This is a genomic window from Hyphomicrobium sp. 2TAF46 (genome assembly GCF_052114865.1).
In the GTDB taxonomy this organism is placed as follows: Bacteria; Pseudomonadota; Alphaproteobacteria; order Rhizobiales; family Hyphomicrobiaceae; genus Hyphomicrobium_B.
The window spans coordinates 182,414-198,451 of record NZ_JBFRFO010000009.1 but is presented as its reverse complement, the minus strand read 5'-3'; the positions used below and the strand labels follow the sequence as shown (position 1 = coordinate 198,451).

Below are 16,038 nucleotides of genomic sequence, written 5' to 3'. Positions count from 1 at the left end.
AGAACGCCGACGTCTGGGTCGACCTGCGCGACCTGATCTACGTGCCGGCCGGCACCGGCGGCTACGACAGCGACCGCTACTACACGCCGGGCGGTCTGCTCGAAGTCGGCGGCTATCTCGCCAACACCAAGCACACGATCGGCGAATGGAGCGCGGTCGGCGGCACCATCACCTTGTCGGCACCGGAGGTGGTCGCGCAACAAGGCTCGATCTTCGACATCTCCGGCGGCTCGCTGGCCTACGCGGGCGGCACCATCCAGACGACGAACTTCCTCGGCAAGGACGGCCGGCTCTATAACGTCAACGACGCCCGCGGCGACATGACGTTCTACGGCCTCGGCGAAGGCTTCGTGCGCTCGAGCGACCGCTGGGGGGTGACGCAGGTCTGGAGCAGCCCGTTCGGCAAGGGGCGGGTGACGACGCGGTGGGAGGACGGCTACACCGTCGGCCGCGATGCCGGGTCGCTGATCCTGTCGACGCCGACGGCGGTGTTCGAAGGCAAGATCCTCGCCGACGTCGTCCAGGGCAGCCGCCAGCTCACCGCGCGTCCCGCCGGCACCACCGACGGCTACAAGGTCGGACAGACCCAGGTCGCCAAAGCCGGCACGCTCGCGATCGGCCGGTACAATGCCCTGGGGCTTTCCAGCGCCTACAATACCGATGTCAAGCTCGGATCGGTCGCCCCGATCACGGTCGGTCTCACGGCGACCGATGCCCTACCGTCCGCTCTAGCCAACACAGTGTGGCTCGATGCGTCTTCCGTCAGCAGCTTCAATCTCGGTGGCCTCAGCGTCGCAAGCGCCGGCACGATCACCGTCGCGGGCGCGCTGCAGTTCGCACCGGGCGCGCAGGTCAAGCTCATTGCGCCCAACGTCAACATCAACGCGGGCATCACCGCCCATTCCGGCGGTGTCACGGTCAGCAATCTCCTGAATGGTGCGACTGGCACCACTGAGCTGACCAATGCCGACGGAGGTGCGCAACTGACCCTCGCCTCGGGGGCGACGATCGATACGCGCGGCCTGTGGGTCAATGGCGTGACCGATCCACGTAGCCAGTCGAACCTCGGCTTCCTCAACGGCGGCAACGTCACCTTCGATTCCACCCAGAACGTGACGCTGGCGAACGGCAGTGCGATCGACGTGTCGTCCGGCGGCGCCATCCTCGCCAACGGCAAGACCAAAGGCGGCAAGGGCGGCAATGTCGCCATCACGGTTGGTGATACCCAGCAGAGTGCCCCATCGGGGGCTGGCACGCTGGTGCTCGGCGGCAATATCCGCGCCTACGGCGTCAGCGGCGGCGGTGCGCTGACGATCTCCTCGCCCGGCAATATCATCATCGGCGAGGATGCTGATTTCGCAAATGGTGTCCTGCCAGCCGGAAAGGCGACGCCAACCACCGTTAAGCTGAAGCAGGCGCTGACAATCCCCGCCGGTCAGCCATTGCCGGCGGTGCTGACATTGACCTTTAACTCCGTTCCCCTGGATACGACGACGACCGTTCCGGTCTTTCTCGGCGATACCGTGCCCAGCGGACCGACAAACGCTGACTGGACAATTCCTTCCGGTGTGCTCGTCTGGGATGCCAACGGGAATATATACGGTGGTGGTGGTGGCGGCATCGGTGGCCTGCCCGTCTTGCCTGCCGGTTCTGTGATCCGCAACTGGAGCGGCACAATTCCGGTCAACACCCTCATTGAGTCGGCGATCTTTCCCAACGGTTTTCCGGTCAACTCTTATCAAGTCACCTATGCGGCTGGATCGGTTCAACCGAGGGCGATGACCTATCCAGTCGGCTCTATCATTTCGGCGGGGGCCGTTCTGCCGCAGACGGTCGCCATCGAGGCCGCGCCCGCGCTCAGTCCGGCGTTCTTCACCGCCGGCTTCTCGACCTACAGCATCACTGGCGGGCAGGGCGTGGCCGTCGTCAGCAACACCGTCCTGAATCCGATCATGCCGGTGTACGGGTTTACGAATGCGAGCTTCAATTCACGCGCCGGCAGCGATCCGTCGTCGGCGATGTCGCTGTGGACGCCGCCGCTATTCATCGAGAATCCTGCCAGCGCCACGCTTACCCAGCGCGGCGGCGCCAGCCTGACGCTGCAGTCCTATGTTCAGAACGGCACGGGCCCGGTCCTCGGCAGCGGCGCGATCGTCATCGGCACCGGCGCGTCCATCACCGTCGATCCGGGGCAGAGCATCGCCATCAACAGCTTCGGACAGCTCAATGTGTTCGGCGATCTCACGGCTCACGGCGGCAGCATCACTCTCGCCAATATCGCCGATGGCCGGCAACTCGACGCTGCCCGTAATTTCGATGGGTACGGCAACGGCCGCGGTATTTCGATCTGGGTGGATTCCGCGGCCAGCCTTGATGTTTCCGCTTTGGCCTACCAGACCGCGGATGCTGCTGGTCGTGCCTATGGCAAAGCGACCGATGGCGGCTCGATCGCGATCAACGGTGGCGGCGCATTCGTGCTGATCCGCCCCGGCGCCGAACTCGACGCTGATGGCTCCCGCATCGCGATCGATCTGCTCGCGGACAGCAACCGCTCCAGCCAGCCGCTAGCCTGGGCGACTAATGGCGGCGCGATCACGCTGTCCTCGAGCAGCGGGCTCTATCTCGACGGCAACATGCATGCCTTCGCGGGCGGCGCGAACGCGTCTGGCGGCAGCCTCTCGATCGCGCTGAACACGCCGATCTTCCGGGCCGATTCCTTTCCATTCGGCGCACCGTCCAATGTATTCGTTCCCAGCAAGCTGACGGTGACGCAGGCGTATCAGCCGTCCTCACTCCCTGCCGGCATCGCGCCCGGCACCGATGCATCATCGCTGCCGTTCGGTCAGGCCGCGGTGAGCGTGGCCAGGATCAAGGCCGGCGGGTTCGACAGCCTGGTTCTGAACTCGGGCGACTACATGCAGTTCTCGGGCGACATCGCTCTGTCATTGGGTCGCAGCCTCACCTTGGCGGCAAGCGCCTTTACGTCCGGCGTCATGTCGGCCGCTCCGGTGCTTTCGAGCAGCCATGTTTCGGTCTCCGCGCCCTACATTCTGCTGAATGGAACCGTCATTGACGTCAAGGATCCTTATGCCCGCGTCTTCGGCTATCCGAGCGCGGGCGGCGCGATCACCAACGCCATCTTCGAAGCCGATGCGCAGCAGATCGATGTTCAGGGCCTGGTGCAGTTCGGGACCAGCTTAGGCGTCTACGATCCCACGACCTATCAGACCACCTATAGTTATGCGCCGGGGTTCCTGACGACGACTCTCAGAAGTCAGGGGGACATGCGCTTCCTAACGCGGAATAACCCTGAGGGAACTCAGCTCTCGACCGACTGGAATCTCGATCTCGAGGCGGCGCAGATCTATCCCGCGACGGGTGTCATTGCGACCGTGACCGCAGGCCGGCGCGGCAACGATAGCGCCGTGGCGCTCGATCCCAATTCGAACGTGACGCTGACGATCGGCCGTACCACCGCCACGATTCCCGATACGCCATCGTCGGTGTTCGGCACCCTCACATTGACCGCACCGCGCGTCGAGCAGGGTGGTGTCGTGCGCGCTCCTTTCGGCACCATCTTTCTGGGCACCAACTACAGGCCTCTCACCAGCCGCGTCGATCTGCTGCCGGGGAGCTTGACGTCGGTTTCGATGGCCGGCGTGACCATTCCCTATGGCGGGACCGTGGATGGCATCGCCTACAACTACAACGGCAGTACCGCGCGCGCTTTCGGCCTGACCAATTTCGCCAATGGGGGATATGGCGTCGCCATCAATCTGGACGCACAGTCGGTCAACGTGGCTGGCGGCGCTGTTCTGGACCTGTCCGGTGGTGGAACGCTCTCCGGTGCAGGTTTCATCTCCGGGCGCGGCGGCTCGGTCAACGTGCTCAATACCCCGCTGGTCAACGCCAATCCGGCGATGCCTGTCAGCCAGGCGAGCGACAAGGTTTACGCCATCGTTCCCGGCTATTCTTCCGGTTATGCCCCGATCGCGCCGGAGAATGGCGCAGGCGATCCCGCAATCGGCCAGCAGGTAACGATTCCCGCCGGAATCCCCGGCCTTCCGGCAGGGACCTATACATTGCTGCCGTCCAATTACGCGCTGTTGCCGGGCGCCTACCGGGTCGAGCTTGGAGGCAGCAATCCTAATCTGATCGGCAATCCGGTTCCGGTCGGCAACGGCACCTATGTCGCCGGGGTGTCGACCGGGATCGCCAATACGGCGATCCGGAGCAGCCTGCCGGTGACGGCGCTGATCACCGCAGGGACGACGGTTCGCCATTACTCGCAATACAATGAGCAGAGTTACAGCGACTTCTTCGTGGCAAACGCCGCGCAGTTCGGCGCACAGCGTCCGCTGCTGCCATCCGACGGCAAGACGCTGAACCTGATCTTCGAGGCGCCGGCGCCGGGAACGACAGGCTCTGCGCTCACGTTCGGTGGCACCACGCTTTTCCAGGGCGCGCAGGGCGGTGCGGCCGGCCAGGTCGGCATGCTGTACGTCGATGAAATCTATACGGATCCCTCGACGGCGACATTCAGCGGAGTCGCGCTCCGCGCAGCCGATATCAACGCCATCAAGGCGCCGCGGCTGTTCATCAACGGTACCGACGGTGTCGCCAATGGCCTGATGGTATTCAATCAGCCTTACAGGACGGGCGGATACAATTTCTTCATTCGCGACGGTGTCAGCCTGTCCGCCGGCGAGATCTTCATCATCGGCAACAACACCACGATTGGCGATAATGTGACGTTGAGCACGGTTGGGCAGGGCGCCGCGCTGTTCGATTCCACATTGACCGGAGTGAGCTATTCGCCCAGCGGCTACACGGTCCTCGCGCTGTCCAACGGCAACCTCAACTTCCTTGGATCGAGTGGAAGCGGCTCCTTCGGGGGGAATACCGCGGGCGCGATCACCGTTGGTGCCGGGTCGTCGCTGTTCTCTGAAGGCACGCTGGCTTTTGCCAGCACCGGCGCATCGACCCTCGATCCATCGGCTCACTTCGGATCGCGCAATATCGCGCTCGCCGTAGGCACCCTGAACATCGGCGATGACGCCGCAATCGCGGCGGCGGGCAATCCGGCCGGTGTCCTGTTCAACCAGGCGCTGTTCAACACGCTGGTCAACGGCGACCCTTCGCATGGCGCGCCGGCGCTGCAGACCATCACGCTCAGTGCCGCAAACGCCATCAATCTGTTCGGCTCGGCCGGTCTCGATGCGACAGCGGCAGGCATCAATCTCACCTTCAACACCCCGGCGATCTACGGCTACGGGGGGGCCGGCGATCAGGCCACCATCGCCGCCGGCAAGATCACCTGGAACGGCATTCCCGGCGCAACACTGCCAGCTATCACCGCGGGTGGTCCGGGCACCGGCTCCGGCACGCTCAGCCTCGTCGCCGACGAGATCGCCTTCGGCCAGTTCGTCTCACTTGATACGACTTCGGCGAGCCGAGTCATCTATGGCTTCGGCAATGTCAACATCACCGGCCGTTCGCAGATCGTGTCGGCCGGCAACAGCAAGCTGATTGTTTATCAAGCGCCGAGCACCGATCCCGCGGCCGTGTTCGGCCAGAGCGGCACCGGCGGCAACCTCACGCTGTCGACACCGCTGCTCACCGGCGTGCAGAAATCGATCATGGCGTATACAGCCGGTGGCGCGCTCAACGTCGTCACCCCCGCAGGGCTAGCGCCGAGCACAGCACGCACCACGGTGGCCGGCGCCGAGATCGGCCTTACCGGCGACAGCGTCGCCATCGCCAGCACCATTCTGCTGCCGAGCGGTAAGCTAGTGGTCAACGCCACGAACGATATCGCCCTGAATGCCGGTGCTCGCCTCGATCTCAGCGGCCAGCCGTCGATGATCCAGAAGGCGGCGGTGTACGGCTTCGGCGGCACCGTCATCCTCAACAGCGCCCGGGGCGACGTGACCAAGGCGGCCGGTTCGGTGGTCGACGTGTCGGCTGTCAATGCCAATGCCGGCTCGGTCACGATTGGAGCCGGCAACGGGGCCGTTGCGATCAGTGGTTCCCTGAACGGCAGCGCCACTGGCGGCTTCGCCAGCGGTGCGTTCAACGTCACCGCCGGCACGCTCGGCGACTTCGCCGGTCTCAATGCTACGCTCAACCAGGGCGGCTTCTTCGATACCCGCAGCTTCGACATCAAGACCGGCGACCTCGTCATTGGCGATGGTGTTAGGGCGCGTAACGTCAACGTCTCGGTCGATAGTGGGAGCTTGACCGTCGCGGGAACTATCGATGCCTCCGGGTTTGCCCCCGGTACAATCCGCCTGTCGGCGGGCAACGGGCTCACACTGGCCTCGAACGCTGTGCTTGATGCCCACGGCACAGTGCTGCAGGTCGACAGCTACGGCCAGCCGATCGAGGCCAAGAACCGTGGCCATATCGAGCTCACGGCCGCCGGTGGTATGCTTACCCTGTCGCCGGGCGCGGTGATGGATCTCCGTACGCCGGACGGGGGCGCTTACGGTGACGTGGCGTTGAACGCACAGCGCACAGGCGAGACCTCGGGCGATATCGCCATCGCGGCCAGCGGGCCGCTCGCGATCAGGGGCGCGCGCAGCATCGCGCTCAACGCCTTCTGGACCTATGATCTACTTGGCGGGAGCGTCATCAGCCAGGGTACGCTCGACGGCTACGACACCGCAAGCACGGCCTTCATGAACGCCGCGCTCACGAGCGGCACGCTGCCCGCTCGCGTCGGTGGTCTGTCCGCGTACGGCAGCGCCTTCCATCTGCGGCCAGGCGTCCAGATCACGTCGAGCGGCGATCTTTCGACCTCGGGCGATATCGATCTTGCGAAATATCGCTATGGTGCGAACGCCGATCGTGATCCGAGCTCCGCCACCTACGGCTCGGGTGAGCCGCTGGCCCTTGTGGTGCGCACAAGCGGCAACCTGACGATCAACGGCAGTATTTCGGACGGATTCAGGGCCGGCACGGCGACGCCGCCCACCTACACCGCGGTTGCGCCGTCTTCGCTTCCCACGGATACCCATTTCGCTTCGCAGGGCGCTGCGGCCTGGCGTTTGCTTGCGGGCAATACTGTCATCGTTGCCCAGCAGGGAGGCTGGACTGTTCCGCCGTTGGTCAATCCCGTCACCGGTCTCGCCCTTCCTCCAACCTTTCGGCCGCTGGCTGATGACGGGACTGTCTACCTGCCAGGCCAGATCATTCCCCAAGGGACCCGGCTGACGCGTCTCTATATTCCGAAGGGAAGTGAGGCTGCTGTCGCCGGTCTGTCCGTTCAGACAGATCCCGGCAGTCCGGCACCGTCCGCGACGTCCGCACGCGCGGTCATGCTTTCGGCCGGCTCTCTCTCCGCGTCCATTCGTCTGGTAGCCGGCGCCGACCTCACGGCGGCTGACCAGCGCGTGCTTCAGACCACGCAGGCGCTCAACGGCGGCGGCAATCTCAAGCTGAGCGATCAGGCCTATGATCCGTCGAAGAGCGGCACGTTCTTCAGCGTGCTCCGCACCGGGACCGGAAGTCTCGAATTGCTCGCCGGGGGAAGCTTCAGCGAGGCGACGCCTTATGGTGTCTACACCGCTGGCACGCAGTCCGCGCCGGTTTTGTCTGCGGATGGAAGCAATCCCTACGACCTGATCGGAACCGCGAGCGGCGGCGCCCTGCAGGCGTGGTATCCGGAGCATGGCGGCGACCTGCTCCTGTCGGCACAGCAGGACGTCACAGGCTTTGTTCAGATCGCCGACAACATCATCCGCAGGGTCGATTCCGATCAGGCCGGCAACTGGCTCGGGCGTCAGGGCGGCACCGTGGCGTCGTCAGACCCCGCGGCATGGTGGATCAACTTCGGCAGGATGGCGAAGGCATCCACGGATCCGAACGCCGGCTATTCGCTGGTCGGCTTCCAGGGCATTGGCACGCTCGGCGGCGGCAACCTGACCGTGGTCGCAGGACGCAATGCGGGAGCCACGGGCGTTGGCGGAGACAGCTTCACCTCCTCGGGTCTTGATCTTGTGGTGGCCTCGACAGGGCGGGTCCTGGCGAACGGCTCGCTGCTGCAGACCGGTGGCGGTGATCTCAAGCTCAGCATCGGCGGTGCCCTCAATCCGATCGACCCCAACGCCGCGCGAACCCGGAACATGGTCCCCAACTATTACGGTGCGGTGACCGATTTGCGTGGCGATACTTCTGTCAACGCCGGTTCGGTCGGTACATTGGCGCAGGGAGGATATGGTTTCTCGTCGGTCGACCCGCGCGCAACCGATCCAACGCTTATCAAGCTCTCGCTGAAGACGCCGGGACCGATCTTCACACCGGGTGACGGTACCGTCAGCGTTGTGGCACGCGGAGATCTCGTCGTCGGTGGCGCGAGCGATGCTGGCATGGCCGCTGTTCTCGATGTCAACGGCACGCCCTATCATCAGGTCAATGCGAACGGAACGACGACCTTCGCTCCGCAAGGCGGCTGGAGCGGCTTCACCCTGTGGACGCCGCAGACAGCGATCGATCTCTATGCCGCGGGCGGCGATGTCGCCGCCCTGGCAGGAAACGGCTATCGCGTCGCGATGTATCCCGGCACGCTGACCATGACAGCGGCCAATGGGGATATACGCTTAGCCGGGAGCGATATTCCGATCGAGCTGATGCCATCGCCATCCGGTCAACTGGCGCTGCTGGCGTCGGGTTCGATCTACGGCTCAGGCCAGGTGGTGGGACTGTCCGGCGCCGACATGAGCTTGCTGGCAACGCCGTTCCATCCGGTATTCTCGTCCAAGCTGGCGGGGAACGCGAGCCCGACGGCGCCATACCAACTGTCGAGTTCGAACCGCAATCCGATTGCGTTCGGTCCGGATACGCCTCTGACCAATCTGCATTCCGGCGACGACCAGCCCGCATTGGTCTATGCTGGCGTCGATATCGACGACCTGACGCTCGGCCAAGTCAGCCAGGTGTTCAAGCAAGGGTCGTTCGTGCCGACATTGACGACCTGGTACATGGCGGCCAAGCCGTTCGAGGTGATCGCGGGACGTGACATCGTCGGTACCGGCACGGTCGCCAGCGCGTTCCTTAATATGAACGCCAACGACATCTCGCTCATCCAAGCCGGGCGCGACATCATCTACCAGTCGGTGACCGTTGCAGGCCCTGGGCTGCTTCAGGTGCAGGCGGGCCGCAACCTGTACCAGGGTTATTACGGCGCGCTGGTCAGCGCAGGAGATCTGGTCAACCCTGCCAACAGTGCGGGCGGCGCAAGCATCGTCACGCTGGCTGGTGTTGGCGCTAACGGTCCCGACTATGCCGCCTTCGCCCGGCTGTATTTCAACGCCGCCAATCAATTGCCCAGCGATGGAACGCCGCTCGCCGGCAGCGGCAAGGTGGCTCACGTCTTCGATCAGGAACTGCTGACCTGGCTGCAGCAGCGCTTCGGTTACAAGGGATCAGCGGCCGATGCGCTGAGCTATTTCCTGGCGTTGCCGGCGGAGCAGCAGGGCATCTTTGTCCGACAGGTCTACTACGCGGAGCTGACTGCCGGTGGTCGCGAATACAATGATCCGACGAGCGCGCGCCATGACAGTTATTTCCGCGGCCGCGAAGCCATCGCAACATTGTTCCCGAGCGTCGATCCGCAGGGCAAGCCGATCACGTACGCCGGTGGCATCACGATGTTCAGCGGCTATGTCCCGAATGCCCTGGGCGGAATGGACCTCGTCGATGGCGGCATCAAGACCCAGTTCGGCGGCAATATCCAGATCCTGGCGCCCGGCGGGCAGGTCCTCGTCGGCACCGAGGGCATCACGCCCGGCGCCGGAGCGGGTCTCATCACGCAGGGGGTCGGCGATATCGACGTGTACTCGCTCGGCAGCGTGCTGCTCGGCCAGAGCCGCGTCATGACCACGTTCGGCGGCAACATCCTGGCGTGGTCGGCGGAGGGCGACATCAACGCCGGCCGTGGTTCTAAAACCACGGTGCTCTACACGCCGCCGAAGCGCGTGACTGACAACTACGGCAATGTCACGTTGTCGCCGCAGGCGCCGTCGTCGGGGGCTGGCATCGCGATCTTGAGTCCGATCCCGGGCATCGCTGCTGGTAATATCGACCTGATCGCGCCGCTCGGCACCATCGATGCGGGCGAGGCGGGCATCCGCTCCTCGGGCAACGTCAATCTGGCGGCGCTGCACGTCGTCAACGCGGCCAATATCCAGGCGCAGGGCAACACCACCGGGGTGCCGCAGATCCAGGCGCCGAACATCGGCGGCCTGACGGAGGCCTCGAATGCCTCGGGCGCGGCAGCCAAGCAAGCGGCCAACCCGGCCCAGTCCGGAGCGTCGGAGCAACCGTCGGTGATCATCGTCGAGGTCATCGGCTTCGGTGGCGGCAATGATGGTGCGGACGACGAGGAGCGTAAGCGCCGCGAGAGACAAAGCAGCAATACCAATTATGAGTCGAACGGTATGGTTCGGGTTCTTGGCAATGGCAACTTCACCGCGGAGGACACGACGCAGTTGACCGCGGAGGAGAGCAACAGGCTGGCCAGCCAGGTCGTTGCGCCGAGTTCCCCTTGAGCCCGTGGCATTGAAAGCACCGTCGCGTGCGGGCCTATGCCCGCCGCGCGTATGCGCGGCAAATGTCGTTCTGTCGCTTCGGAAAGGAGGATAAATTTTGGGGAGTTCGTGCGGGATTTGGCCCTGTATTTAGGCACACTTGATCAAGTGCATCCCGTACGACGTCGTCCACATTGAGCGAACCGAGAGGTCACGAACCGACCTTGTAGAGCTGCTACAGCGAATTGTAATTCCGGTCTGCGGAAGTCTGAAGCATCCCGCCGATTCAGACAGGCAAAATTCACCGAACATCTCTTGAAATCGGTCCTTTCCGATACACGCCAATATACGGCAATGACGTTTATCAATCGTCGTTTTGGCGAGACGCGCTCGAGCCAAGCAATGCCCACATGACGTTTTGCCGGGGCTGAATCCCTGGACGCTCTGCCGCAACGGTTGCCGGTGCGCGAGATGGCAGCCACAGCCAGCGTCTCGCTCTGGTCATTGCAGAAGGCCTTCGAAGCGGCGGTTCATGCGCCCCCCGCTGGGCATCCGCGGGCCACCCCCTGAAATCGATCGCCGTAGGCGATGACGACGGGCGCGAGGGGTCACGTGCGGAGGAGACATTCTGGTCAGCGCGCCTTGTCTCGCAAAGCAAACAGAGTTCCGGATGCACGATCGAATGCGGGCACAAGCTCTCGCACGTTTGCGGCCGTAGAATCTTCTGGGTAAACTAAAAGGGTCTTCTAGCGCAGAATCAATCAATCGCGGCCAGGAGACGCTAGCAATCAATCATTAAAATTGGAGGCCAACGGTCTGTGCGGAACATTCCGCCAATCGGACTAAACCAGTTTGTCGATCATGCATCACGATCACTCAACTCGTGAGCCAAGCCGACTATATGACGAAATTGGTCGATCATCTTGATGCCGACTGTTTCGTTTTTATTGTTCCGAAATCTTTCTCAAGAACTAGACAATGCTAAGGGGCACTCTTCACACGATGGGGCAAAAAAATCGCGTCATTTATACATGCATGTTCGGATATTCGGAGCCATTCGCCGATTGGCCTATCGAAGTCGACGCGAAAACCGACGCCATTTGCTTTACGGATGATCGAACATTGACCTCCAAGCATTGGCAGTTCCGCTACGTCGATTTACGTTCGCTTGGCCCTGTCAGAACGTCGAAAATGGTCAAGATACTCGCGCACGAGTTTGTCGCCCCATATGACCTGAGCCTGTACATCGACAATCGTGTCGAGCCGAAAGTGAACCTGGACCGCATATTCCACTGTCTTCACGAATCTTTGGAACCGATGGTGGTCTTCCGACATCCCGAGCGACGCTGCATCTATGCGGAGGCCCAGGTCGTGATTGACTGGAAGATTGATGCGGCCAAAACTGTTTCTAAGCAGATGAATGAATATCGTCGTTTGGGGCATCCTGAGAACGCAGGTCTCATCGCGAGCAGCATGCTTCTGCGCCGGCATAACGATCCGCGCGTTCGCACTTTAATGTCCGACTGGTTTAAAGAGGTACGCAAGTATTCCTACCGCGATCAGCTCTCGTTCAATTTTGTGGCGCGGCGTCTGGGATTTCAGACGGGCTATTTTGACGGAAAGCTTGACAACAACGAGCTTATGAATTGGCCCGTCGAAAAAGGACCACGTCTGCCACGCGCGTTCGACGATGCAGTTTATCTGTTTTTAAATCCCGACGTCCTCATCAGCGGCATGAAGCCGAGAGAGCACTATATCAAGAGAGGCGCTGCTGAGAGACGACGCTGGCGTTTTCGGAAGCACATCAAATTTTGGAGTTAGTTATTCGCCGTCTTCTTCTGCCGCAAAGTTCGCCGTATCGATCGCCAGTTGCGGCTCAGCCATGACTTATTTTCCAACCAATGTTTTGCTGTGGCGGCGACCGGCGAAGGCACGTCGGTCCTGGGGATTCCCCGGTGCGTCCAGCCTCGGAGCGACGAACCTTTTTTTGCCCGGACGGTAGCTTCCAAATAACGACGACCAAACTTGCGATCAGGCTCAAGATGACAACCCTCGGCCCACTCATTCCAGGCGTTTATAAAAACAAACCTCTCTTCAGTCGGAAAATCCTCTATCGTTCGCGATATCGCCTCGGATAGCCAGAACTCATAGTTCTCCGGAGAGCCGTTCAAAACAACGGTTGCCCTTTCACCGCTTCGCGCCGTGTTGTCCCAGGACGGGAACACCCCCCTAAACCCACTTGCCTCAGGACTATAACGACGCTGCAGATACATGTTAGCAACATCGGCAAAATCTGCGCAGTAGCCGCGGAATGTCTTATAGAATGACATCTTCTGGGCCAAGTTTTCGAATTTCATGTTGTGTGGTGGAAATTCTACGGCGCTATCGAATCCCAATTCCTTGTGATTCCAATTCGAATGGGTAAGCGCACAAGCCGCGTGGATACGCGGTATTCCCTGTTCCGCACAATATTCGCGCCAAACCCTCAGCGTTTCACGGCAATTGGGAAGGCGTTGAGGGCAGTAGACAATGATAAGTGGCGCCCCATCAATGCGGATATATCGAGGGTCTTTCACATACCTTAGAAGATCCTGAATAACTCTTAAATCTGAATCCGGACCATAACTTTGCTCTATCAAAATTTCCTTTTCGGCGCCATCCCACCGACGCGTCCAGTTCTCATTCGCCCAACAAAGACAAAACGGCATATCGCTTTGAGGATCGGCCAGCATGTCATCGAGCGGCCTTTCGAGGAGGCGTTTGCCTGCGAACCAATAATAATAATAACAGAAGCCATCAATTCCGTATTTCTTGGCTAGCTGTATCTGCTCCCTCCGCGTTTCGGCAACCCGCAAGTCATAGAATCCCAAATCCGCAGGCAAGTGCGGTTGATAGTGGCCTGGAAAAAGAGGGATTGCCTTTGAGGCATTGGTCCACTCGGTGAAACCCTTTCCCCACCAAGCGTCATTTTCAGGAATTGGATGAAATTGTGTCAAATAGAACGCAAGGAGTTTGACACGGGAACGATCAGACACGTTTAGCCTCTCCGGCGACTTTGCATGAGCTTAAAAAGATTACCAATCGAAACATTGCTATTTTTAATCGATGAAGATGATGTGTCTTCGTCCTCCAGCGACGGTATCGAACTCATTGTCTTTTTCCAGTACCTTACAGTTCTGTCGTCTGGGGCGGGCACGTCCAAATCCATGAGCCGTAAATTGAGCTTCGCCCGACTTTCCGGAACCGCTCGGCTGACGACCTGATAAACGTGGGAGAACCGGTTGCTTTCGAGTGCTTCTTGCACCTTGCGCGGGAGCCTATTCCACCGCCGCACGAACTCGGTCATTTCCGGAGTTCTGACAACGAACTCCGAATGCTCGATCGATAAGCCCTGAGAGTTGTATAGATGCTGGATGTTCTTCAATCCGAAAAAGCGAATGTGAGTGCGGTCGAGAAGTCCCCAGGGCCTGTACTCGAAGTCTTCATCGAAGAGACAGCCCGCTATCGCCGCATGGCCGACGTGGGGAATGGATAAGATTACCGCTCCGGCTTCATTCAGGAGCGTTTTCATGCCCCTTAAAACGGCCCAAGGGTCGTAGACATGTTCCAGAACATCCGCGGCAATCACTACGTCGAAAGTGCCTTCGTCAGCTCTGATCTGGTCACTCCAAGATTCATCATTCAGGTTCAACGCATAAGTACGACGCGCAAAGGGCGCGAGTCTTTCCAAGGCCGATGGGTCGATTTCGACGGCGACTACATCGCAGCCGAGTGTGCCGGACAGATGCTTGGTAATCGACCCTGGCCCCGCGCCTATTTCGAGAACCTTCTTGCCACTACCGACCATTCTGATGACTCGAGCAGGCGCAACGTCGCTGTCGAGATCAATGTCATACTCATATGTGTGACGCGGAGTGTTTGTCATGGTGACGGATAAACTCGCTTCTCAGGGCGCAAACGTAGAGTTCAGCAGTCGGCCAGCCCATTGCAGTGCCGACTACAAGTGTTCGCCCTAGTCTGGAGAGGGGTCCATCCTAGGCAAAGCCTGTGTGCGCCGCAATAATAGCTCTTTAGGTTGGAACATTAGGGGAATGATAGTGCCTTCTAACAACGATGCATTGGCCTCTCCATCCATCCCGGCCGCCGGCCGTTGGTTGTTAACCATCGGCATCGACCAGAAGTGCAATCATTTTTGGCCACGCGCAAGCGTTCGCGATGGAGGCATTCAAGCTTCGCTGTCGATATGCGATAGCGTCACTCGAGAATGAGAGGATGGGGGACGAGGTCTGCGGTGAGCGATATCGAAAAAACCAACGCGACCGGTTCACCCTTTGAAGTCTTCTGCGTCTTCCTCAAGCTTGGCCTGACATCGTTCGGCGGACCCATTGCTCATCTGGGGTATTTCCATAATGAACTGGTCCTGCGACGGCGCTGGATCGACGAGGCAACCTACGTCCAGCTTGTTGCCCTGTGTCAGTTTCTGCCGGGACCGGCGTCGAGCCAGGTTGGCTTTTCGCTCGGGCTGTTGCGCGGCAATGGTCTATTGGGAGGGTTGGCTGCATGGGCCGCCTTCACGTTGCCCTCGGCTCTCATTCTTCTAGCGTTTGCGCTTGGCGCCAATGCCTTCACGGGACCTGTCGCCGAAGGCTTTATTCACGGGTTGAAACTCGTGGCGGTTGCCGTGGTGGCGCAGGCCGTGTGGGGCATGGCCCAGAGCCTGACGCCCGACGGGCCCCGCGCCGCCATCGCCCTGTGCGCGCTTTTCCTCGTCGTTCTTGTCGGCAACTCCTTCGCGCAGATCGCAGCCATCGCGCTTGGCGCCGTCGGTGGTCTTTGGCTTTGCAGGGGCGACAGCAAAACCGTTCAAGGCGCGCTGCGTTTTCCAGTGTCGCGCCGCGGTGGCGCGATCAGCCTTGCGCTCTTCATGGGCTTTCTGATCGCACCACCGGTCATCGCGGCTGCAACCGGTGACGTGACGGTCGGCTTCTTTGATGCCTTCTTCCGCTCCGGCGCCTTGGTGTTCGGCGGCGGCCATGTGGTCCTGCCGTTACTGCAGAACGCGGTCGTCGCGCCAGGGCTGGTGCACAATCAGGATTTTCTCGCCGGTTATGGCCTGGCTCAGGCGGTGCCTGGACCGCTCTTCACCTTTGCGGCGTATCTCGGTGCGGTGGCTGTCCAATGGCCTAATGGATTTGCCGGCGCCCTCCTCGCGCTCGTCGCCATTTTCCTTCCGGGCCTACTGCTGGTCTATGGAACGCTTCCCTATTGGGACGAGCTTCGATCCAAGCCCGGCGCGCAGGCCGCCATGAAAGGGGCCAATGCTGCCGTCGTCGGCATTCTGGCCGCCGCCCTCTACAGTCCGGTGTGGACCAGCGCGGTGCTTTCGCCGCGCGATTTCGCGATAGCCACAGCGGGGTTCTTGTTGCTGACGGTTTGGAAGCTACCGAGTTGGAGCGTCGTCGGCCTTCTTGCGCTTGCAGGCGTCGCGTCGTCTACGATGTAAGGCGCT

At 61.2% G+C, this 16,038-nt stretch carries 5 protein-coding genes; 3 read left to right on the top strand and 2 right to left on the bottom strand.

The window, feature by feature from the left end; all coding sequences use genetic code 11:
* The first annotated feature begins 41 nt into the window (after positions 1-41).
* Together AB4Z24_RS18995 and AB4Z24_RS18990 are read left to right on the top strand one after the other, a co-directional pair.
* On the top strand, positions 42-10,550 hold the full coding sequence (locus tag AB4Z24_RS18995) for a filamentous haemagglutinin family protein (protein WP_441710647.1): 10,509 nt from the start codon (positions 42-44) through the stop codon (positions 10,548-10,550).
* Positions 10,551-11,651: 1,101 nt separating this feature from the next.
* Positions 11,652-12,350: a glycosyltransferase domain-containing protein gene (locus tag AB4Z24_RS18990; RefSeq protein WP_441710645.1), complete on the top strand. Its 699-nt coding sequence runs from the start codon at positions 11,652-11,654 to the stop codon at positions 12,348-12,350.
* On the opposite strand, the gene AB4Z24_RS18985 is transcribed toward AB4Z24_RS18990, so the two are convergent.
* Both AB4Z24_RS18985 and AB4Z24_RS18980 read right to left on the bottom strand, forming a co-directional pair.
* Positions 12,347-13,564, bottom strand: a complete 1,218-nt coding sequence (locus tag AB4Z24_RS18985; protein WP_441710643.1) for a glycosyltransferase WbsX family protein — start codon at positions 13,562-13,564, stop codon at positions 12,347-12,349. The two genes, AB4Z24_RS18990 and AB4Z24_RS18985, sit on opposite strands and share 4 nt — an antisense overlap.
* A gap of 2 nt (positions 13,565-13,566) precedes the next feature.
* Positions 13,567-14,376 carry a class I SAM-dependent methyltransferase gene (locus AB4Z24_RS18980; RefSeq protein WP_441710641.1) on the bottom strand — a complete coding sequence of 270 codons (810 nt, stop codon included), beginning with the start codon at positions 14,374-14,376 and terminating at the stop codon, positions 13,567-13,569.
* 444 nt (positions 14,377-14,820) lie between these two features.
* On the opposite strand from AB4Z24_RS18980, the gene chrA reads away from it, so the two are divergent.
* Complete coding sequence (gene chrA, locus AB4Z24_RS18975) at positions 14,821-16,032, top strand: chromate efflux transporter (protein WP_441710639.1); 1,212 nt, start codon at positions 14,821-14,823, stop codon at positions 16,030-16,032.
* Positions 16,033-16,038: the final 6 nt, after the last annotated feature.

What these genes read in the sequence shown, in the direction of transcription:
- AB4Z24_RS18980 (WP_441710641.1), bottom strand. Translation starts at nt 14,376, where the DNA reads ATGGTCGGTAGTGGCAAGAAGGTTCTCGAAATAGGCGCGGGGCCAGGG.